The following is a 20,693-nucleotide window of genomic DNA, read 5'->3' as shown; positions in this document are numbered from 1 at the left end:
ATCAGCAAATTTCTTTGTGCATCATGCCCCGATGAGCGATGAAAAAAACGCCGCGCTGTCGCCAAATGCAGACAACTAAAGCCAAACCCATTTACCATTAATAAAATCAAATAGTTAAATGTCTCCATTTAGCGACAGGGAAAATAGCGCCTGTCGCAAAATGCAGACACTGCCGCCAGACGGCGAACGCCGGCCATAAAAAAGGGCGCAATTGCTTGCACCCTCTGTACGGCGGTGGCCGTTTTTAGCCCAGCTGCTTACGGGCGTTGCGGAACATGCGCATCCACGGGCTGTCCTCGCCCCATTCTTCCGGGTGCCAGGAGTTGCTGACGGTGCGGAACACGCGTTCCGGGTGCGGCATCATCACCGTGGCGCGCCCGTTGGCGCTGGTCACGGCGGTAATGCCGTTCGGCGAACCGTTCGGGTTGGCCGGGTAAGTTTCCGTCACCTGACCGGCGTTGTTGACGAAACGCAGCGCCACCAGGCCGTGGCTTTCCAGCGCGGCCAGATGCGCCGCATCGCGCACTTCAACATGCCCCTCGCCGTGGGAAACGGCGATCGGCATGCGCGAACCGGTCATGCCCTGCAGGAACAGAGACGGGCTGGCCGCAACTTCCACCAGGCTGAAACGCGCCTCGAAGCGATCCGACAGGTTGCGCACAAAGCGCGGCCAGTGTTCGGCGCCCGGGATCAGCTCGCGCAGGTTGGACATCATCTGGCAGCCGTTGCACACGCCCAGCGCCAGCGTCTGCGGACGGTGGAAGAACGCTTCGAACTCGTCGCGCACCCGCTCGTTGAACAGGATAGACTTCGCCCAGCCTTCGCCGGCGCCCAGTACGTCGCCGTAAGAGAAGCCGCCGCAGGCCACCAGCGTGTGGAAGTCCTGCAGATCGCGGCGCCCCGCCAGCAGATCGCTCATGTGCACGTCCACCGCATCAAAGCCGGCGCGGTGGAACGCCGCCGCCATTTCAACGTGGGAGTTCACCCCCTGCTCACGCAGCACCGCCACTTTCGGGCGAGTGCCCTTGGCGATGTACGGCGCGGCGATGTCTTCCTGCGGTGCGAAGGTCAGCTTCACATTCAGGCCGGGATCTTGTTCATCCTGCTTGGCCTGATGTTCCTGATCGGCGCACGCCGGGTTGTCGCGCAGGCGCTGCATCTGCCAGGTGGTTTCCGCCCACCAGGTGCGCAGTGTATTGCGGCTTTCGCTGTACAGCGCCTGGCCGTGTTGGGTGATGACGAAACGATCGCCGGCCTGCACGCTGCCGATGTGATGCACATTGTCGGTCAGACCGTGCTGAGCGAACGCCTGCTTCACGTCGTCGAGACGTTCGGCGCTCACCTGGATCACCGCGCCCAGCTCTTCGTTGAACAGCACCGCCAGCGCATCGTCGCCGAGGCCGTCGAGGTTGACGTCCACGCCGCAGTGACCGGCGAAGGCCATCTCCGCCAGCGTCACCAGCAGGCCGCCGTCGGCGCGATCGTGGTATGCCAGCAGCGCGCGATCGGCCACCAGCTGCTGCATGGCGTTGAAGAAGCCCGCCAGCTGCGCGACGTTGCGCACGTCGGCCGGCTTGTCGCCCAGTTGGCGATAAACCTGCGCCAGCGCGGTGGCGCCCAGCGCGTTATGGCCGTTGCCCAGGTCGATCAACAGCAGCGCGCTGTCGCCCTTATCGGTGCGCAGCTGCGGCGTCACGGTGTGGCGCACGTCCTCCACGCGGGCGAAGGCGGTGATGACCAGCGACAGCGGCGAGGTCATTTCACGCTGTTCGTTGCCTTCCTGCCAGCGGGTCTTCATCGACATGGAGTCTTTACCCACCGGGATAGTGATGCCCAGCGCCGGGCACAGTTCTTCGCCCACCGCTTTTACCGCTTCGTACAGGCCGGCGTCTTCGCCCGGGTGGCCGGCGGCGGCCATCCAGTTGGCGGACAGCTTCACGCGCTTCAGGCTGCCGATCTCGGTGGCGGCCAGGTTGGTCAGCGCTTCCCCGACCGCCAGGCGGCCGGAGGCGGCGAAGTCCAGCAGCGCCACCGGCGCGCGTTCACCGAGCGACATCGCTTCGCCGTAATAGCTGTCCAGGCTGGCGGTGGTGACCGCGCAGTCGGCCACCGGGATCTGCCACGGGCCGACCATCTGGTCGCGCGCCACCATGCCGGTAACGGTGCGGTCGCCGATGGTGATCAGGAAGGTTTTCTCCGCCACGGCCGGCAGATGCAGCACGCGTTTCACCGCGTCGGCCAGCGTGATGTTCTCGCGCTGCACCGCCTCGCCGCTCGCCTGCAGGCGGGTGACGTCGCGGGACATTTTCGGCGTCTTGCCGAGCAGCACATCCAGCGGCATGTCGATCGGCTGGTTGTCGAAGTGGCGGTCGTTGAGCGTCAGGTGCTGTTCTTCGGTCGCTTCGCCGATCACCGCATAAGGCGCGCGCTCGCGGCGGCAGATCTCGTCGAACTGCGCCATCTGCGCCGGGGCGATCGCCATCACGTAACGTTCCTGCGATTCGTTGCACCACACTTCCAGCGGGCTCATGCCCGGCTCGTCGTTGAGGATATCGCGCAGCTCGAAGCGGCCGCCGCGGCCGCCGTCGCTCACCAGCTCCGGCATGGCGTTGGACAGGCCGCCTGCGCCGACGTCATGGATGAACAGGATCGGGTTCTGATCGCCCAGCTGCCAGCAGCGGTCGATCACTTCCTGACAGCGGCGCTCCATTTCCGGGTTGTCGCGCTGCACCGAAGCGAAGTCCAGATCGGCGTCGGACTGGCCGGACGCCATCGACGACGCCGCGCCGCCGCCCAGGCCGATATTCATCGCCGGGCCGCCCAGCACCACCAGCTTGGCGCCAACGGTGATTTCCCCTTTCTGCACGTGATCGGCACGGATGTTGCCGATGCCGCCCGCCAGCATGATCGGTTTGTGGTAACCGCGCAGCTCAACGCCGTTGTGGCTGTTGACGCGCTCTTCATAGGTACGGAAGTAGCCCAGCAGCGCCGGACGACCGAATTCGTTGTTGAACGCCGCGCCGCCCAGCGGGCCTTCGGTCATGATATCCAGCGCGGTGACGATGCGTTCCGGCTTGCCGAAATCCTGCTCCCACGGCTGTTCAAAGCCGGGAATACGCAGGTTGGACACCGAGAAGCCCACCAGGCAGGCCTTCGGCTTGGCGCCGCGGCCGGTAGCCCCCTCGTCGCGGATCTCGCCGCCGGAGCCGGTCGCGGCGCCCGGCCACGGCGAGATCGCCGTCGGGTGGTTGTGGGTTTCCACCTTCATCAGGATGTGCGCGTCTTCCTGATGGTAATCGTAGGTGCCGGTCTCCGGCGCGGCGAAGAAGCGGCCGACCTGCGAGCCTTCCATCACGGCGGCGTTGTCTTTATACGCCGACAGCACATAGTCCGGCGTCTGCTCATAGGTGTTCTTGATCATTTTGAACAGCGATTTAGGCTGCTGTTCGCCGTCGATGATCCAGTCGGCGTTGAAAATCTTGTGGCGGCAGTGCTCGGAGTTGGCCTGCGCGAACATATAAAGTTCGATATCCGTCGGGTTGCGCCCCAAACCGGTAAAGGCATTCAGCAGGTAGTCGATCTCGTCCTGCGCCAGCGCCAGGCCGAGCCGGACGTTGGCCTGCTCCAGCGCGGCGCGCCCTGCGCCCAGCACGTCGACCGACTGATACGGCGCCGGCTGATGGTGCGCGAACAGCTGTTCGGCCTGTTGCAGTTCGCTGAAGACGGTTTCCATCATGCGATCGTGCAGCAGCGCGGCGAGCTGCCGCCACTGGGTTTCCGTCAGCTCGGGCGCCTTGACGTAGAACGCCAGGCCGCGCTCCAGGCGCACGATCTGCTGCAGACCGCAGTTGTGGGCGATGTCGGTGGCTTTGGAAGACCAGGGAGAAATGGTGCCCGGACGCGGCGTAACCAGCAGCAACCGGCCTTCGGGGGCGTGTTCGGCGAGAGAAGGACCGTACTTGAGCAGCCGCTGAAGCTTGGCGTGTTCTTCGGCACTGAGCGGTGCGCTAACATCGGCAAAGTGGACGTACTCGGCGTAGATATCACTGACGGGCAGGTGAGCGTCCTGGCAGCGGGACAGCAGTTTGGTAATGCGAAAAGCCGATAAAGCGGGCGAACCACGCAGAATTTCCATAATCAAAGTTCTCTCGTCTTCGAAGCGACGGATAAGACGCTTCATTGGGCGCAACAGGGGAAAACGCGCGTCATTATAGAGAATCCTCGCCGCCGACGAAACCGTTTGCGTAGGGATAATTGATAAAAGCGTGCCGCACCGTCGAATTGTCATAACGTGTCAATAAAGTTGCACACTGGCGTTTTGTTGCGCAAAATGCCCCCGCACTGGTGATTTAACCATGAGAAAAGTCGCGGTTATCGTCGCCGGCGTACCTGTGCCACCACTGGATAACTATTTGAAACGTCTTAAAATAAACTACATCCTCATCGGCGTTGTCACCCTGCTTCTGGCTCTCGCGCTGTGGCCCAATATCACCTGGCGCAGCGGCCCGGGCGGGCAACTCCAGGAGATCATTTCCCGCGGCGAGTTGCGTATCAGCACGCTGAATTCACCGCTGACCTATTTCAACACCAAGCAAGGGCCGGGTGGGCTCGACTACGAACTGGCCAAGCGCTTCGCCAACTACCTCGGGGTGAAGCTGGTGGTGATCCCCCATCAGAACATCAATGACCTGTTCGACGATCTGGACGACGACGACGCCGACCTGCTGGCGGCGGGCCTGATCTACAACCAGGAGCGCCTCAGCCGCGCGCGTACCGGCCCGGCCTACTACTCCGTTTCCCAACAGCTGGTGTACCGGCTGGGCACCCCGCGGCCGAAAAGTTTCGCCGACATTAAAGGCAAGCTGGCGGTCGCTTCCGGTTCCGCGCACGTCAGCACCCTCAAGCAGCTCAAACAGGATAAATACCCGGATCTCGCCTGGGAGTCCTCCAGCGATCTCACCTCCAAAGAGCTGCTGGAGCGAGTGGCCGACGGCAAGCTGGACTACACCCTCGGCGATTCGGTGACCATCGCGCTGCTGCAGCGCATCCATCCGCAGCTGGCGGTGGCGTTCGACGTCACCGACGAAGAGCCGGTTACCTGGTATCTGAAACGCGACGGCGACGACAGCCTGTACGCGGCGATGCTGGACTTCTACAGCCAGATGGTGGACGACGGCACCCTGGCGCGGCTCGAAGAGAAATACCTCGGCCACGTCGGCAGCTTCGACTATGTGGACACCAAAACCTTCCTGTCGGCCATCGACTCGGTGCTGCCCAACTTCCGCCCGCTGTTCGAGAAGCACGCCAACGAGATCGACTGGAAGCTGCTGGCGGCCATCGCCTATCAGGAATCGCACTGGAATCCGCAGGCCACCTCACCCACCGGCGTGCGCGGCCTGATGATGCTGACCCGCGCCACCGCCGACGGCCTTGGGGTCAACGACCGCCTCGATCCGGAAGAGAGCATTCAGGGCGGCGCCCTTTACCTGCAGCGGCTGATGGCCAAGGTGCCGGACAGCGTGCCGGAAGACGAGCGCATCTGGTTCTCGCTGGCGGCCTACAACATGGGCTGGGGCCACATGCTGGACGCGCGCAAGCTGACCAAGACGCAAAAAGGCAACCCGGACAGCTGGGTCGACGTCAAGCAGCGCCTGCCGATGCTCAGCCAGAAGCGCTACTACCCGCAGTTGACCTACGGCTATGCGCGCGGGCGTGAAGCCTACAACTATGTAGAAAACATTCGCCGCTACCAGGTCAGCCTGGTGGGCTATCTGCAGGAAAAAGAGAGAAAGGCGGCGCAAGCGGCCGCCGAGCAGGAGGCGTTGGGGAAAGGCTACCCGACGGTGATGCCGGAACTGGCGCTCAACTACTGATTATTCCGGCTTATCCGCCGCCCGCTGCGCCAGCCTGAGCGCTTTTTTCTGTTCACGGCGCAGGCGGAAGAAATTGCTTAGGGTGGCGGCGCACTCCTCCGCCAGCACGCCCGAAACGATCTCCACCTGATGGTTCATGCCCGGATGGCGCAGAATGTCCACCAGTGAACCGGCCGCGCCGGTTTTCTCGTCGGCGGCGCCATACACCAGCCGGCGGATACGGCTGTGCACCATCGCACCGGCGCACATCACGCAGGGCTCCAGCGTGACGTACAGCGTGGCATTCAGCAGACGGTAGTTTTGCAGCACCGCGCCGCCCTGGCGCAGCGCCATGATCTCGGCGTGTGCGGTAGGATCGTGTCGGCCGATCGGGCGGTTCCAGCCCTCGCCGATGACCTGATTGTCCAGCACCAGCAGCGCCCCCACCGGCACCTCGCCCTCTTCCTGCGCGCGCAGGGCCAGCTGCAATGCCTGACGCATCCAGTACTCATCGTTATATTCAGTCATCGCATAATTCCTCGTGCGCTTTTGCGGCGGGCATTATACACACTAGCCCTCCTTTGTCGTAGCCGCCCGCCAATGGCTATACTGGCCGAATCAGCGTGTGATTCAGGGACAAGAAGCATGAAACTCAGTAAAAAGAACGCCGTCGTGGTGCGCAAGGCGCTGGACGGCTGGGTGGGAGAAGGCGCCTTGACGCCCGCACAACGGCAGCAGCTGCTGCAGCATGTGGCCGTGCAGCCTTTCGACTGGCGGCGGCTGGCGCGCTATGCGTTTCTTGCCGCGCTGGCCTCGCTGCTGATCGCCGTCACCAGCCTGTTCGCCGACAGCGAACTGCTTGCATGGCTCAGCGGACTGTTCCGCTTCGACGCGCCGGTACGCATGGCGATCGCCGGCGTACTGGCGGCGCTGGCCTACGTCTGGGCGCTGCGTCGCCGCCGGCGCCACCCGGAAAAACGCTACGGCAATGAGGCGGCGCTGTTTGTCGCCGTGTTGCTTACCGCCTGCGCCTTATGGCAGCTGGGGGTCTGGCTGGATAACGGCAGCGGCCGGGTTTCCGTGCTGCTGCTGTTCGCCGCGCTGCTGTACGGCGCGATCGGCTGGTTCAGCCGCTCCGGGCTGGTGTGGTGGTTCGCCCTGCTGTCGCTCGGCAACGCCTTCGGCGCCGAGACCGGCTACCTGTCCGGCTGGGGCGCCTACTGGCTCGGCATGAGCTACCCGATTCGTTTTATCGCCTTTGGCGCGGTGCTGATCGCCGCCGCGCTGCTGCTGCGGCCGCTGTTGGCGCAACGCGGCCTGCAGCGGGTGTCGCTGGCGATGGGCCTGCTGTATCTGTTTATCGCCCTGTGGCTGCTGTCTATCTTCGGCAACTACGGCGACCTCGACAGCTGGTACCGCGCGCGCCAGATCGAGCTGTTCCACTGGAGCCTGCTGTTCGGGCTGGCCGCCCTCGCCGCCATTTGGCTGGGATTGAAGCATGACGACGCCATGCTGCGCGGCTTCGGGCTAACCTTCCTCGGCATTAACCTGTATACCCGCCTGTTCGAGTTTTTCTGGGACAGCATGCCGAAGACGATTTTTTTCGCGCTGCTCGGCCTGAGCCTGTGGGCGCTGGGGCATTATGCGGAGAAAATTTGGCAGTTGGGGCGCCAGCCGCACGACGTGACCGACGACCGATCGCGGTACTGATAAAAACAGCAAGGGCGGAATCCTCCGCCCTTGGCTTATTCCAGCTGCTGCAGCTCGCCCTGCTTACTTACCCGCCAGCGGTGCTCGCAAAAGAACAGCAGCGGATTATCCTGCTTGCTGTCGCTGTAACCGCTGTATAGTCTCAGCGGCGCACCGAGCCGCTGCTCCAGCTGCACCACTTTCTGCGCCCCCAGGCAGCGCAGGGGCAAGACCCAGCCGCCGCAGCGGCGCGTGATGCGGCTGCCGATCAACCGTACCCGCGGCAGAAACGCCGAATCGCGATACACCTGCTCCACCAGCCGCTCCGGCGAGCCGGTAATCAACCACACTTCGGCATCGTGCTCCTCCAGGTACTGCCGCAGCCGCATTTGCACCACCGGAAATGCGGTCACCTTCTGGCGAAAGGCCTCGATAAACTGCCGCTCCAGCGCCTTTAGCGTCGCTTCGGAACGCCCGAAGGTGATCGCCCACAGCAGCAGGCTCATCGGCCAACGCGCGGCGCGCCCCAACAGCAGCAGCGCCAGACCGATCGGCAGCAGCAGCGGTATCACCAGCAACAGGTTCAGCGGTAAGCGGCGCAGCAGAAAACGCAAGAAACTGCCGAACATATCCTCCTGATGCAGAGTGCCGTCCAGATCGAAAAAGACCACGCGGCGCCCCTCTGCGGCCGGTTGTTGCTGCTTGTCGCTCAAACGCTACTCCTCGGGATCGTTGAACCCCATCATCCAGGTGAAGAGAAAACCGGCGATAATCGTAATCAGCATCCCCGCCAGATACAACATCACCTTACCTGAGACGATGGTCAACGCCAAAGGCAGCCCCGAAATGCCGAAGGTGATCACCGTCGCCACCTTCCAGTAGCTGATGAGCGCGCCGCCGACCGCACCGCCGAGGCAGGCGCCGATAAACGGCCGGCCCAGCGGCAGCGTCACCCCGAAGATCAGCGGCTCGCCGATGCCGAGAATGCCGACCGGCAACGCCCCTTTGATCACCTTTTTCAGCCGCGCATTGCGGGTTTTCAACAGCACCGCCAGCGCTGCCCCCACCTGCCCGACGCCGGCCATCGCCAGGATCGGCAGCAGCGGGTTGGAACCGTGCGCCTGCACCAGCTCGACGTGGATCGGTACCAGCCCCTGATGCAGACCGGAGAGCACCAGCGGCAGGAACAGCCCCGAGAGCAGCGCTCCCACCAGCAGCCCGCCCTTGTCGATCGCCAGATTGGCGCCGTGGGCGATGGCGTCGGAGATAATGCCGCCGATCGGCTGCAGAATCAGGATCGCCAGCGAGGCGGTGACCAGCGTGGTCAGCAGTGGGTTAAGGATCAGTTCGACCGATTCCGGCAGCAGCGTGCGCAGGCGTTTCTCCACCCAGCACATCAACGCCACCACCAGCAGCACGGCGATCACCCCGCCGCGCCCCGGCTGCAGCGCCTCGCCGAACAAGGTAATCTGCGCCAGCGCCGGGCTGGAGAGAATGCCGGCCATCACGCCGCCCATTGCCTGAGAGCCGCCGAATACCCTCGCGGCGTTGACCCCGACCAGAATGTTCATGATGGCGAACACCGCGCTGCCGAAGATCGCCAGCAACCCCAGCACGTTCGGGTAGTCCACCGCCAGTTGGCCGGCGATGTCGGGCCGTTTCAGCAGGTTGATGATGCCGGTGATCAGGCCCGAGGCGATAAACGCCGGGATCAGCGGAATAAAGACATCGGCCAGCTTTTTCAGCGCACCGCTCATCGGCGCAGCGTATTTTTGCTTGGCCTGCGCCTTGGTGCGGGCCGCGTCACCGACGGCGACGGCAGGCTGCGCGCTACCGCTCAGCAATGCGCGCATGGCGTCCACCACCTTGGCGGCGGCGCCCGGGCCAACGATAAACTGATGCTGCTCACCCTGTTTGATATAGCCCTTCACGCCGGACAACTGCTTGAGAGCGGCCAGATCCAGACGCTGTTCGTCGCTGACCTCGACGCGCACCCGCGTCATGCAGTTCTCCAGTTTGAGGATATTGCCCTCGCCCCCCACGCCCGCCAGGATCTGTGTCGCCAATGCCGTTGTCTTGTCCATCGCCGCCCCCACCGTGAGTTAACGCGCCAGCGCCGCGCGCAGGTAGCCGTCGTGCCGCTGCAGCCGCTGCTGCGCCTCTTCGGCGCTGACGCCGGCCAGAATCATCAGGATCGCCGGCTTGACCTCGAAGCCGGTCTGCGCCAGCGCCGCCTCCGCCTGAGCGCGTTCGGCGCCGGTGGCCTCCACCACGATGCGGCAGGCGCGATCCACCAGTTTGACGTTGGTGGCCTTCACGTCCACCATCAGGTTCTGATAGACCTTGCCCAACTTGACCATCGCGCCGGTCGACAGCATGTTGAGCACCAGCTTCTGCGCGGTGCCGGATTTCAGGCGCGTCGAACCGGTCAGCGCCTCCGGCCCCACCACCGGCGAGATCGCCACCTGCGCTTCGTGCGCGATCGGCGAATCCGGGTTGCAGGAGATGGCCGCCGTCGGGCAGCCCAGCCCGCGCGCATAGCGCAGTGCGCCAATCACATAAGGCGTGCGCCCTGAGGCCGCCAACCCCACCACCATATCGACGGCGGTCAGATTCAGCGCCCGGAGATCGGCTTCGCCCAGGGCTTCGTCGTCTTCCGCCCCCTCCACCGCCTTGAGCAGTGCGCCCGGCCCGCCGGCGATCAAGCCCACCACCACGCCGTGCGGCACGCCGAAGGTCGGCGGGCACTCGGAGGCATCCAACACCCCCAATCGGCCGCTGGTGCCGGCGCCCAAATAAATCAGCCGCCCACCGGCCTTCAACGCCGCCGCGGCCAAATCGACCGCCTGCGCGATCGCCGGTAGCACCTTTTCGATCGCCTCCGGCACCTTGCGGTCTTCCTGGTTAAAGCAGCGGACCATATCCAGCGTCGACATCTCATCCAGCCCCATGGTGGCCGGGTTGCGGGTTTCCGATACCAGTGCGCCTAAGTTCATCTGTTCACCTTTGAATTTTTAATTCACAAAATTAAATCAATATTTGAATATTTTATTCAACAAAGCGAGCGCTATTTGCTATTTTAACGACGAGCTCACAAAAATTTTCACCGCGCGTTTTCGCCGCCTGCATGGCAAAATGGCCGCTGGTTTCCAGGGAAAGATCAATGAGTACCCTTCTGCGCATACGCCAAATGTATCCGACACTGGCGCAAAACGACCGCAAGCTGGCGGACTTTTTGCTGAATAACGCCGAGCAGGCGCGCCATCTCAGCTCGCAAAAGCTGGCCGAGCTGGCCGGTATCAGCCAGTCGAGCGTGGTGAAGTTCGCCCAAAAGCTGGGCTATAAGGGCTTTCCGGCGCTGAAACTGGCGCTGAGCGAAACGCTGGCCCAGCCGCAGGCCGAGCCGGTAGTGACCGTTCACAACCACATCCTCAGCAGCGACACGCTGAAAATCGTCGGTGAAAAACTGCTGGCGGAAAAGCAGGCGGCGCTGCGCGCGACGCTGGACATCAACAGCGAAGAGCGGCTGCATCAGGCGCTGGACATGCTGCGCCAAGCGCGCCGGGTGATGCTGATCGGCATCGGCGCCTCCGGGCTGGTGGCCAAGGATTTCTCCTTCAAACTGCTGAAAATCGGCGTGATGGCAGTGGCCGAACCGGACATGCACGTCCAGCTGGCGGCGGTTCAGGCGCTGGACAAACGCGATCTGCTGCTGGCTATCTCTTTCAGCGGCGAACGGCGTGAAATCAATCTGGCGGCGGAAGAGGCGCGCCAGGCCGGCGCCAGGGTGCTGGCGCTGACCAGCTTCTCTCCCAACGGCCTGCAGCAGCGCGCGGACCACTGCCTCTATACCATCGCCGAAGAGCCCCACACCCGCAGCGCGGCCATCTCTTCCAGCACGGCCCAGTACGCCCTCACCGACCTGCTGTTTATGGCGCTGATCCAGCACGATCTCGATCATGCCCGCGATCGCATCAAACACAGCGAACAGTTAATGAAAAAGTTGGTTTGAGGCGTATAATGGCGGCCGATAAAACGCCGCCAGCTCAATTATTTCCCTTCTCTGCATTCGAAAAATAATGTGCGGGCGGTGACTCGCTCAATTATCGTTCAATAATTGAGCATGCATGGACAGCATTATTTAACGATACCATTATGAATACACACACTGTTATTTTAGATAAGTTGCGGCACTCCGTGGCTCACCCGACCCTGCGCACTTTTTTATTTTACGCCATTATTGCTTTGATATTGATCAAAGCGATGGGATACAGCGGTGGAAAAGGCATTGATATTCTTTTTATTGCACTTATCTTGCTATTATTATCTAATCATTCGCTTACCCGCTACGGCCTGATTATTCCGTTTATTCTGCTGTGCGCGCTGTATGCGCCGGTCGGTGCCATTTACGGGTCTCCGTCAGCGGCCGTGGTGTCTGCCCTGCTGCAAACCAACAGTACAGAAGCGAGTGAGTTCCTGCATACCCTCCCAGCCAGGTGTTATCTGCTGCCTGTCGTAATATTTACCATGCTTATTATTTTAAAAAGGTTTATTTGGCGACAAGCACTGCCAAAAAAAATCATATTGCCTTTGCTGGCGTTATTTGCGGTTATCGTCATCACCAGAATATTCAGCGGTGGCTTGGTTAAGCTTAAATTACCTGACTTCTTTTTATCCACCTACTCCGCTTACGATCAATATCAACAGCAAATTGATGAATTAAACACCGGCGTTTCAGAACCGTACTCTTGGTCGTTCACCTCTGGCGCACCGAAGAATGAAAACTATGTCATTATCGTCGGCGAAAGTATGCGCAGGGATCATATGTCCTTATTTGGTTATCCGGTGTCCACTACACCGTTTCTGGATAATGCCAAGGGACGGTTTTACAGTAATTATATTTCCACCGCGCCGAATACATTCGAATCGCTCCCCCGCACGCTGGCTTTAAGCAACGGCCACAGCATTGCCCTCGGAGATAATATCATCACCCTGGCAAAAGCCGCCGGCCTCAATACCCACTGGCTGTCCAATCAGGGCATGTTCGGGCAATTCGATACGCCGGTATCAAAAATCGCTATGTTCAGCGATAACCATTACTTCCTGAAGAAAGGCGACTATCAATCGCGCAACACCGATGATGATGCACTGCTGCCGATATTTGACCAATTATTGAGCCGCCAGGGGCAAGGCAACCTTTATGTGCTGCATCTGATGGGCTCGCACGCCGACTTTTGCGAGCGGCTTAACGGCGAACCGCCGAGCGTCGAGTCGCCGAATAAGGAGCTGGCCTGCTACCTCTCTACCTATCGCAAGACTGATCGTTTTATCGAGCAGGTTTATCACAGTCTGAAACAGACCGGCGCGCCGTTTAAACTGTTCTATTTCTCCGATCACGGTCTTTCCCATAAGGATATCGGCGGCATACGTTCTCTGCGTCACAGCGGCGATACCCGGCAGAATTACCAGGTGCCGTTGCTGGTGCTGAGCGATCGCGACCAACAGCACCAGATCATTGATGATCCCTTGAGCGCGTTCGATTTTATCGGGTTGTTTGCTCAAGAGGCGGGAATACGGGTTACCCATCCGGAGGTGATGCCTACGATGCGTATGGCGGATACCGATAAGCGCTGGGTGTTTGACGGGCAGAGAAGGGTTGATTTCGATCAGCTGGCTGACGACCCACCTGAGTTACCCTAAGCGATAAGATGACGAAAAAACGCCCGCCGCGCGGCGATTCTATGATAGATTGCGCGCCAGCCCGAGCACACCGATGGAAAGATAACTGACAATGGCACTGCTGATTACCAAGAAATGCATCAACTGCGACATGTGCGAGCCGGAATGCCCGAACCAGGCGATTTCGATGGGCGATGAGATTTATCAGATCGATACCGATCGCTGCACCGAGTGCGTCGGCCATTACGATACGCCGACCTGCCAGCAGGTTTGCCCGATCGACAACACCATCATCACCGATCCGCAGCATCGCGAGACCAACGAACAGCTGTGGGACAAGTTCGTGGTGCTGCACCACGCCGATCGCATTTAATTTGCCGCAGGACTGACAAGGGCGCCACAGGCGCCCTTGCTATTTTCAGCTTTCGACGATCACCGTCGCGCAGGCGTAGCGCCGTTCATCGGCCAGCGAAACGTGGATCGCGGTGACCCCCATCTCCCCGGCCAGCTCGGCGGCGCGGCCGTGCAAACGAATATTCGGCTTGCCCAGCGCATCGTTGAACACTTCGAACTGATTGAACGCCAGGCCATTGCGAATGCCGGTGCCGAACGCCTTGGCGGCGGCCTCTTTCACCGCGAAACGTTTGGCCAGAAAGCGAATCGGCTGCTGGTGCTGCTGATACAGCGCCCACTCGGCGTCGCTCAGCACGCGGCGCGCCAGGCGATCGCCGCTGCGCTCCACCACCGCTTCGATACGCGCCATCTCAACGATGTCGGTTCCCAGCCCGAGCACCGCCATTACCGGCGCGCTTCCCGCATCAGCACTTTCATGTCGGCAACCGCGGCCGGCAGCCCGCTCATCACCGCCTGGCCGATAATCGCATGGCCGATGTTCAGCTCGTGCATCTCCGGCAGCGCGGCGATCGGCTGCACGTTGTGGTAGGTCAGGCCGTGGCCGGCGTTGACCTTCAGCCCCTTCTCGGCCGCGTAGGCGGCGGCTACCGCGATGCGGCGCAGCTCGGCCTGTACCGCCAGCTCGCCCTGCGCTTCGGCGTAGGCGCCGGTGTGGATTTCGATATAGGGTGCGCCCACCGCCACCGCCGCGTCAATCTGACGATGATCGGGATCGATGAACAGCGAGACCAGAATGCCCGCCTGCGCCAGGCGCTCAACCGCCACGCTCATTTTGTCCAGCTGGCCGGCGACGTCCAGGCCGCCTTCGGTGGTCACTTCTTCGCGCTTTTCCGGCACCAGGCAGCAGAAATGCGGCTTCAGCTCAATGGCGATGTCCAGCATCTCGTCGGTCACCGCCATCTCCAGATTCATGCGCGTCTGGATGGTCTGGCGCAGCAGGCGCACGTCGCGGTCGGTGATGTGGCGGCGGTCTTCGCGCAGATGCACGGTAATGCCGTCGGCCCCCGCCTGTTCGGCAATGAATGCCGCCTGAACCGGATCCGGGTATTGGGTTCCGCGCGCGTTACGTAACGTGGCGATGTGATCGATATTGACGCCCAGCAGCAAATCAGCCATGACAACCTCTAAATACGATTTTCAGTGCCAGCAGTTTACACGCGGGCGCAAGGCGGCAAAAGGGGAAAAGGTCAGGCGTCGTCGACCGGCGTATTCGGCTGTTTGCGCACGAACTGGCGGAACAGTTCGCGGCTCTTCAACGGCTTGCCGCCGAGGTAGGGTTTCAGCGCCATACGGGTGAAACGCTTGGCGGCGCGCAGCGTCTCGGCATCGGGAAACTGCCGCTCCGCCAGCGCGCGCAGTTCGCGCCCGGTGAAGCTGTAGTGATCCACCACCAGGCTGGCGATGAAGCCTTTCTCTTCGCGATAGCGATAGGTCATGGCGTCATCCACCGGCAGGCCGCTGCCGGCGCAGTGCAGGAAATCGAGACCGTAGCCCAGGTGGTGCAGCAAGGCCAGCTCGAACTGACGCAGCGCCTGCTCCGGCGAGCTGTCTTCCGCCGCCAGCGCCTGCAGGCATTGCAGATAGTCGAAGAACAGCACCGAGTAGTTGGTTTCCTGCTCGAGCACGCGCGCCAGCAGTTCGTTCACGTACAGGCCGCTGTAAAGCATCATGCCGCTGAGGGGTAAACCGAGGGAGACCGCTTCGGCGTTGCGCAGCGTTTTCACTTCGCCGCGGCCGCCCCAGCGCACTAACAGGGGGGTAAAGGGCTGCAGACAGCCCTTCAGATTAGAGCGGCGGCTGCGCGCGCCTTTCGCCAGCAAGCGCACCCGCCCATGACCTTCGGTAAACAGATCCAGCATCAGACTGGTTTCACTGTACGGCCGCCCATGCAGGACGAAAGCGCGCTCCCAGCCGTCCACGGATCGTTACTTCAGATCGTCAACATAGCCCAGGCTGCGCAGCGCACGTTCGTCGTCCGCCCAACCGGATTTCACTTTCACCCACAGCTCGAGATGCACTTTGGCGTCGAACATCTGTTCCATGTCCTGGCGCGCTTCGATGCCGATGGTTTTGATCTTGGCGCCCTTGTTGCCGATGACCATTTTCTTCTGGCCTTCGCGCTCGACCAGGATCAGGCCGTGCACATCGTAGCCGCCGCGATCGTTGGCCACGAACTGTTCGATTTCTACCGTCACCGAGTACGGCAGCTCTTCGCCCAGGAAACGCATCAGCTTCTCGCGGATGATCTCGGAGGCCATAAAGCGCTGTGAGCGATCGGTGATGTAGTCTTCCGGGAAGTGGTGTTCCGCTTCCGGCAGCAGCTTGCGCACGATGCCGGCGATGGTGTCGACGTTCATGCCTTTTTCGGCGGAGATAGGCACCACGTCGAGGAAGTTCATCTGCTGGCTGAGGAACGCGATGTGCGGCAACAGCTTGGATTTGTCGGTGACGTTATCGACCTTGTTGATCGCCAGCAATACCGGGCAGCGCAGGCTGCGCAGCTTGTTGACCACCATTTCGTCGTCGGCGGTCCAGTTGGTGCCTTCGACCACGAAGATCACCAGTTCGACGTCGCCGATCGAGCTGCTGGCCGCGCGGTTCATCAAGCGGTTGATGGCGCGTTTTTCTTCGATGTGCAGCCCAGGGGTGTCGACGTAGATCGCCTGATAGGCGCCATCGGTGTCGATGCCCATGATGCGGTGACGGGTCGTCTGCGGCTTACGCGACGTAATGGAAACCTTCTGCCCCAGCAGTTGGTTCAGCAACGTCGATTTGCCCACGTTCGGGCGGCCGACGATGGCGATAAACCCGCAGTGTTGTTTTACTTCGCTCATTCAAGCTCCAGCTTTTTCAGCGCTTGTTCCGCTGCCGCCTGCTCGGCTTTACGGCGGCTCGAGCCGGTGCCCACCACGGGCTCGCTCAAACCACTCACCTGGCAGTGGATGGTAAACTCCTGGTCGTGCGCTTCTCCGCGAACCTGCACCACCAAATAAGAAGGCAACGGCAGATGACGCCCCTGCAAAAACTCCTGCAGACGGGTTTTCGGGTCTTTCTGCTTATCACCGGGGCTGATTTCGTCCAACCGGCTGCGATACCAGTCCAAAATCAGACGCTCGACGGTCTGGATATCGCTGTCCAGGAACACGCCGCCGATCAATGCCTCCACCGTATCCGCCAGGATTGACTCGCGGCGGAACCCACCACTTTTCAATTCGCCCGGCCCAAGCCGCAGACATTCGCCCAGGTCAAACTCGCGCGCCATCTCCGCCAGCGTGTTGCCGCGCACCAGCGTGGCGCGCATGCGGCTCATATCGCCCTCGTCGACGCGAGGAAAGCGGTGATAGAGCGCATTGGCGATGACAAAGCTCAGAATCGAGTCACCCAGAAACTCAAGACGTTCATTGTGTTTACTGCTGGCGCTGCGGTGAGTCAAAGCCTGCAGTAAAAGCTCCTGCTGTTGAAAAGTGTAGCCCAGCTTCCGCTGCAGCCTGTTTATTACGATGGGGTTCATGAGTTACCAATAGATCAAGAATGCGTCAAAAACTTGCAGCATACGGAACAGGCCTGCTTCGCCGAAAGCCGATCCAAAGCTGTTTCGTTTGCAGTGGCTCCCAGCAGGGGCCAACTTTTTATCGCTCGAGAAAGTATTCTACAACGAGTGGAAACATAATGCTGTGTTTTATATCCCCTTAATCTTTCACGCCGCAGTAGGCTGCGGCGTGAAAATAACAGGGAATCAGTCAGCGATTAATGAATGCCGCCGATCCGGCTGAAACGCACGCCGGTAGGCCACTCACCTTCCTGCTTTTCAAAGCTCATCCAGATGGCCGTGGCTTTACCCACCAGATTCTTCTCCGGCACAAAGCCCCAGTACCGGCTGTCCGCGCTGTTGTCGCGGTTGTCGCCCATCATGAAGTAATGCCCGGCCGGCACCACCCACTCCGCCAGCGGTTTGCCCGGCTGTTGGTAGTAAGCGCCCACCCGATCCTGCGCGTCCGGCACGGTCAGGATACGATGCGTGACGTTGCCGAGGCTTTCCTGGCGCTCGCGCATGCGAATGCCGCCCGGCGGCACGTTATCGCTCAGCGGGATCTGGTAGAAGCCGTTGCTGGCCTCGCCCATGCCGCTGCGGCTGAACAGCTGCACGAAGTCGCTCGGCTGCGCGTCGGCGTAGGTCACCGCCAGCGCGGTATCGCAGGACTGCCCACTGTTGCAGGACGGCTGCACGGTAACGCGCTTATTCACCGGATCGTAAGTAATACGGTCGCCCGGCAGGCCGATCACGCGCTTGATATAATCCAGTTTCGGATCCAGCGGATATTTAAATACCGCAATATCGCCGCGCTTCGGATGGCCGGTTTCAATGAGCGTGGTCTGGGTAATCGGATCTTTAATGCCGTAGGCATATTTCTCCACCAGAATGAAATCGCCAATCAACAGCGTCGGCATCATTGAGCCGGACGGGATCTGGAACGGTTCGTAAATAAACGAACGCACCACAAAGACCAGCAGCAGCACCGGGAACACCGATGCGCCGGTCTCCACCCAGCCTGGCTGCTTCGCCACTTTCGCCAGCGTTTTATCGTCTACGGCGCCCGCGGTCTGTGCGTTGACCGCCGCGATCTTCGCGCGGCGGGCCGGCGCCCATTTGAAGCGCTCGAAGCACCAGATGATCCCGGTGACCAGGGTGGCCAACGCCAGGATCAGGGCAAACATATTCGCCATGCAAACTCCCTCGTTTCGCGAACTCGTCGCGGTTACTTGCCGTCTTTACCGACGTGCAGAATGGCCAGGAACGCTTCCTGCGGCAGTTCGACGTTGCCGACCTGCTTCATGCGTTTCTTACCGTCTTTCTGTTTCTGCAGCAGCTTTTTCTTACGGCTGACGTCACCGCCGTAGCATTTCGCCAGCACGTTTTTACGCAGCTGCTTCACGGTGGAACGCGCGATGATGTGCGTGCCGATCGCCGCCTGAATCGCGATGTCGAACTGCTGACGCGGGATCAGATCTTTCATCTTCTCCACCAGTTCACGGCCGCGGTACTGCGAGTTGTCACGGTGGGTGATCAGCGCCAGCGCATCCACGCGCTCGTTGTTGATCAGCACGTCCACGCGCACCATGTCGGAGGCCTGGAAGCGCTTGAAGTTGTAATCCAGCGACGCATAGCCGCGCGACGTGGACTTCAGGCGGTCGAAGAAGTCGAGCACCACTTCCGCCATCGGGATTTCATAGGTCAACGCCACCTGGTTGCCGTGGTAGACCATGTTGGTCTGCACGCCGCGCTTCTCGACGCACAGGGTGATGACGTTACCCAGGTATTCCTGCGGCATCAGCATGTGACATTCGGCGATCGGCTCGCGCAGTTCCTGGATGTTGTTCAACGGTGGCAGCTTGGACGGGCTGTCGACGTAGATCACTTCTTTGCCGGTGGTTTCCACTTCGTAGACGACCGTCGGCGCGGTGGTGATCAGATCCAGATCGTATTCACGCTCCAGACGCTCCTGAATGATCTCCATGTGCAGCAGGCCGAGGAAGCCGCAGCGGAAGCCGAAGCCCAGCGCGGTGGAACTTTCCGGCTCGTAGAACAGGGAGGCGTCGTTGAGGCTCAGCTTGCCCAGCGCATCGCGGAAGGACTCATAATCGTCGGAGCTGATCGGGAACAGACCGGCGTACACCTGCGGCTTCACTTTCTTGAAGCCCGGCAGCGCTTTATCCGCCGGCTGACGCGCCTGCGTCAGGGTATCGCCCACCGGCGCGCCGAGGATGTCTTTGATCGCACAGACCAGCCAGCCCACTTCGCCGCAGTTCAGCACGTCGCGATCGACCTGCTTCGGCGTGAAGATGCCCAGGCGGTCGGCGTTGTACACCTGGCCGGTGCTCATGACCTTGATCTTGTCGCCCTTGCGCAGCGTGCCGTTCTTGACGCGCACCAGAGACACGACGCCCAGGTAGTTATCGAACCAGGAGTCGATGATCAGCGCCTGCAGCGGCGCATCCGGATCGCCCTGCGGTGGCGGGATGTCGCGCACCAGACGCTCCAGCACGTCGGGCACGCCGACGCCGGTTTTGGCCGAGCAGCGCACCGCATCGGTGGCGTCGATGCCGACGATGTCTTCAATTTCCTGTGCGGCGCGATCCGGATCGGCGGCGGGCAGGTCGATTTTGTTCAGCACCGGCACCACTTCCAGATCCATTTCGATCGCGGTGTAGCAGTTGGCCAGCGTCTGGGCTTCGACGCCCTGACCGGCGTCCACCACCAGCAGCGCGCCTTCGCAGGCCGCCAGCGAGCGGGAAACTTCATAGGAGAAGTCAACGTGGCCGGGGGTGTCGATAAAGTTGAGCTGATAGGTCTGCCCATCCAGCGCCTTATAATCCAGCGTCACGCTCTGCGCTTTGATGGTGATGCCGCGCTCGCGCTCCAGATCCATGGAATCGAGCACCTGCGCGGCCATTTCACGGTCAGACAAGCCGCCGCAGATTTGGATAATGCGGTCAGACAGCGTCGACTTACCGTGGTCAATATGGGCAATAATGGAGAAATTTCGTATATGCTTCATTATAAAAGTTTTTCTGCCTTGGTATTTCTGAATTACTCGCCTATAGAAACCCGCATGGACCTAAAGCGACAGTGAATGGGTTAGGCCGTCTTGCACCTGAATCGCTGCATTCTACATGCCACACCACTGAAAACCTAGCGATCGGTGCAGTGAAGGCATTCTATTATGCGCCGCTAAATGTTACAGGGCGCCCCGGCGGGTGAAAACAGATGTTAACGCGGACGATACGGCCTGAACCCAAGGCTTGCCGGTGATTCGTGGCCGCCAAACTCCGGCGCTAATACATAACCGGCCGCAGCGCAATAAACCCTCTCCGAAATTATAAAAAAAGAATATTTGGATCAACCTCTTAGATTTCCATCTCACCCATCTTCCTTTAGGAAAAACCCCATATACGCCACCACCGCCCCTCGGATAGAAAGGGCATGAACTCCGCGACAAAACATTATTCAGGGCACTACATCGGCAGCCCACCGGGGTTCACCAGCATATCTCCGTACGT

Annotated in this window: 17 protein-coding genes; 5 read left to right on the top strand and 12 right to left on the bottom strand. The window is 60.9% G+C overall.

The features are described 5' to 3' along the window. Positions 1-244: 244 nt before the first annotated feature. A complete protein-coding gene (purL, locus tag ACJ8HH_RS19545) occupies positions 245-4,138 on the bottom strand; it encodes a phosphoribosylformylglycinamidine synthase (RefSeq protein ID WP_442520246.1) in 3,894 nt (1,297 codons plus the stop codon). 274 nt (positions 4,139-4,412) lie between these two features. Here purL and mltF point away from each other — a divergent pair, with 274 nt between their 5' ends. Then, positions 4,413-5,873 carry a membrane-bound lytic murein transglycosylase MltF gene (gene mltF, locus ACJ8HH_RS19540; protein ID WP_041036366.1) on the top strand — a complete coding sequence of 487 codons (1,461 nt, stop codon included), beginning with the start codon at positions 4,413-4,415 and terminating at the stop codon, positions 5,871-5,873. Here the strand turns inward: mltF and tadA are convergent, their stop codons facing one another. Next, positions 5,874-6,380, bottom strand: coding sequence for a tRNA adenosine(34) deaminase TadA (gene tadA / locus ACJ8HH_RS19535; protein ID WP_033648933.1), 507 nt, complete (start codon positions 6,378-6,380; stop codon positions 5,874-5,876). A 117-nt stretch (positions 6,381-6,497) separates the two neighbouring features. On the opposite strand from tadA, the gene ACJ8HH_RS19530 reads away from it, so the two are divergent. Continuing rightward, positions 6,498-7,562 carry a DUF2157 domain-containing protein gene (locus ACJ8HH_RS19530; protein WP_033648934.1) on the top strand — a complete coding sequence of 355 codons (1,065 nt, stop codon included), beginning with the start codon at positions 6,498-6,500 and terminating at the stop codon, positions 7,560-7,562. Between the two features lie 35 nt (positions 7,563-7,597). On the opposite strand, the gene yfhb is transcribed toward ACJ8HH_RS19530, so the two are convergent. From yfhb to murQ, 3 genes are read right to left on the bottom strand one after another with little or no spacing between them, the layout of a single operon-like run. Then, entirely contained in the window at positions 7,598-8,254 is a 657-nt protein-coding gene (yfhb, locus tag ACJ8HH_RS19525; protein WP_033654296.1) for a phosphatidylglycerophosphatase C, read from the bottom strand. Between the two features lie 3 nt (positions 8,255-8,257). Further along, a complete protein-coding gene (locus ACJ8HH_RS19520) occupies positions 8,258-9,625 on the bottom strand; it encodes a PTS transporter subunit EIIC (RefSeq protein WP_033635619.1) in 1,368 nt (455 codons plus the stop codon). 18 nt (positions 9,626-9,643) lie between these two features. Next, complete coding sequence (gene murQ / locus ACJ8HH_RS19515) at positions 9,644-10,537, bottom strand: N-acetylmuramic acid 6-phosphate etherase (RefSeq protein ID WP_049209567.1); 894 nt, start codon at positions 10,535-10,537, stop codon at positions 9,644-9,646. Between the two features lie 167 nt (positions 10,538-10,704). Between murQ and ACJ8HH_RS19510 the strand changes: the two genes are divergently transcribed. From ACJ8HH_RS19510 to ACJ8HH_RS19500, 3 genes are all read left to right on the top strand, one after another. Further along, positions 10,705-11,553, top strand: coding sequence for a MurR/RpiR family transcriptional regulator (locus ACJ8HH_RS19510; RefSeq protein ID WP_033648938.1), 849 nt, complete (start codon positions 10,705-10,707; stop codon positions 11,551-11,553). A 143-nt stretch (positions 11,554-11,696) separates the two neighbouring features. Continuing rightward, entirely contained in the window at positions 11,697-13,241 is a 1,545-nt protein-coding gene (locus tag ACJ8HH_RS19505; protein WP_190296740.1) for a phosphoethanolamine transferase, read from the top strand. Between the two features lie 91 nt (positions 13,242-13,332). After that, the gene (locus ACJ8HH_RS19500) at positions 13,333-13,593 is read left to right on the top strand and encodes a YfhL family 4Fe-4S dicluster ferredoxin (protein WP_033635622.1); all 261 of its coding nucleotides are present in this window, start codon (positions 13,333-13,335) and stop codon (positions 13,591-13,593) included. Between the two features lie 45 nt (positions 13,594-13,638). On the opposite strand, the gene acpS is transcribed toward ACJ8HH_RS19500, so the two are convergent. The 7 genes from acpS to lepA all read right to left on the bottom strand — a co-directional run bounded on the left by acpS (position 13,639) and on the right by lepA (position 20,191). After that, positions 13,639-14,019, bottom strand: a complete 381-nt coding sequence (acpS, locus tag ACJ8HH_RS19495) for a holo-ACP synthase (RefSeq protein ID WP_004929169.1) — start codon at positions 14,017-14,019, stop codon at positions 13,639-13,641. Continuing rightward, a complete protein-coding gene (gene pdxJ, locus ACJ8HH_RS19490) occupies positions 14,019-14,750 on the bottom strand; it encodes a pyridoxine 5'-phosphate synthase (RefSeq protein ID WP_025303943.1) in 732 nt (243 codons plus the stop codon). The genes acpS and pdxJ overlap by 1 nt, the downstream gene beginning before the upstream one ends. 71 nt (positions 14,751-14,821) lie before the next feature. Further along, positions 14,822-15,553: a DNA repair protein RecO gene (recO, locus tag ACJ8HH_RS19485; protein ID WP_004929165.1), complete on the bottom strand. Its 732-nt coding sequence runs from the start codon at positions 15,551-15,553 to the stop codon at positions 14,822-14,824. A 6-nt stretch (positions 15,554-15,559) separates the two neighbouring features. After that, positions 15,560-16,468 (bottom strand): GTPase Era, encoded by a 909-nt coding sequence (era, locus tag ACJ8HH_RS19480; RefSeq protein WP_004929162.1) that lies wholly within the window; start codon positions 16,466-16,468, stop codon positions 15,560-15,562. Next, on the bottom strand, positions 16,465-17,145 hold the full coding sequence (rnc, locus tag ACJ8HH_RS19475) for a ribonuclease III (RefSeq protein WP_004929158.1): 681 nt from the start codon (positions 17,143-17,145) through the stop codon (positions 16,465-16,467). The genes era and rnc overlap by 4 nt, the downstream gene beginning before the upstream one ends. Positions 17,146-17,381: 236 nt before the next feature. Beyond that, complete coding sequence (lepB, locus tag ACJ8HH_RS19470) at positions 17,382-18,359, bottom strand: signal peptidase I (RefSeq protein WP_033635624.1); 978 nt, start codon at positions 18,357-18,359, stop codon at positions 17,382-17,384. 32 nt (positions 18,360-18,391) lie between these two features. Continuing rightward, positions 18,392-20,191: a translation elongation factor 4 gene (gene lepA, locus ACJ8HH_RS19465; RefSeq protein WP_033648940.1), complete on the bottom strand. Its 1,800-nt coding sequence runs from the start codon at positions 20,189-20,191 to the stop codon at positions 18,392-18,394. Positions 20,192-20,693 lie beyond the last annotated feature (502 nt).

Source organism: Serratia sp. CY32780 (genome assembly GCF_052169135.1).
GTDB lineage: Bacteria > Pseudomonadota > Gammaproteobacteria > Enterobacterales > Enterobacteriaceae > Serratia > Serratia sarumanii.
This window is presented reverse-complemented; position numbering and strand designations above follow the sequence as displayed.

Bases quoted from the DNA above. Each gene is read 5' to 3' on its own strand.
- ACJ8HH_RS19520 (WP_033635619.1), bottom strand. From the start codon at position 9,625: ATGGACAAGACAACGGCATTGGCGACACAGATCCTGGCGGGCGTGGGG.
- tadA (WP_033648933.1), bottom strand. From the start codon at position 6,380: ATGACTGAATATAACGATGAGTACTGGATGCGTCAGGCATTGCAGCTG.
- ACJ8HH_RS19500 (WP_033635622.1), top strand. From the start codon at position 13,333: ATGGCACTGCTGATTACCAAGAAATGCATCAACTGCGACATGTGCGAG.
- pdxJ (WP_025303943.1), bottom strand. From the start codon at position 14,750: ATGGCTGATTTGCTGCTGGGCGTCAATATCGATCACATCGCCACGTTA.
- murQ (WP_049209567.1), bottom strand. From the start codon at position 10,537: ATGAACTTAGGCGCACTGGTATCGGAAACCCGCAACCCGGCCACCATG.
- lepB (WP_033635624.1), bottom strand. From the start codon at position 18,359: ATGGCGAATATGTTTGCCCTGATCCTGGCGTTGGCCACCCTGGTCACC.
- rnc (WP_004929158.1), bottom strand. From the start codon at position 17,145: ATGAACCCCATCGTAATAAACAGGCTGCAGCGGAAGCTGGGCTACACT.
- lepA (WP_033648940.1), bottom strand. From the start codon at position 20,191: ATGAAGCATATACGAAATTTCTCCATTATTGCCCATATTGACCACGGT.
- acpS (WP_004929169.1), bottom strand. From the start codon at position 14,019: ATGGCGGTGCTCGGGCTGGGAACCGACATCGTTGAGATGGCGCGTATC.
- ACJ8HH_RS19530 (WP_033648934.1), top strand. From the start codon at position 6,498: ATGAAACTCAGTAAAAAGAACGCCGTCGTGGTGCGCAAGGCGCTGGAC.
- ACJ8HH_RS19505 (WP_190296740.1), top strand. From the start codon at position 11,697: ATGAATACACACACTGTTATTTTAGATAAGTTGCGGCACTCCGTGGCT.
- era (WP_004929162.1), bottom strand. From the start codon at position 16,468: ATGAGCGAAGTAAAACAACACTGCGGGTTTATCGCCATCGTCGGCCGC.
- ACJ8HH_RS19510 (WP_033648938.1), top strand. From the start codon at position 10,705: ATGAGTACCCTTCTGCGCATACGCCAAATGTATCCGACACTGGCGCAA.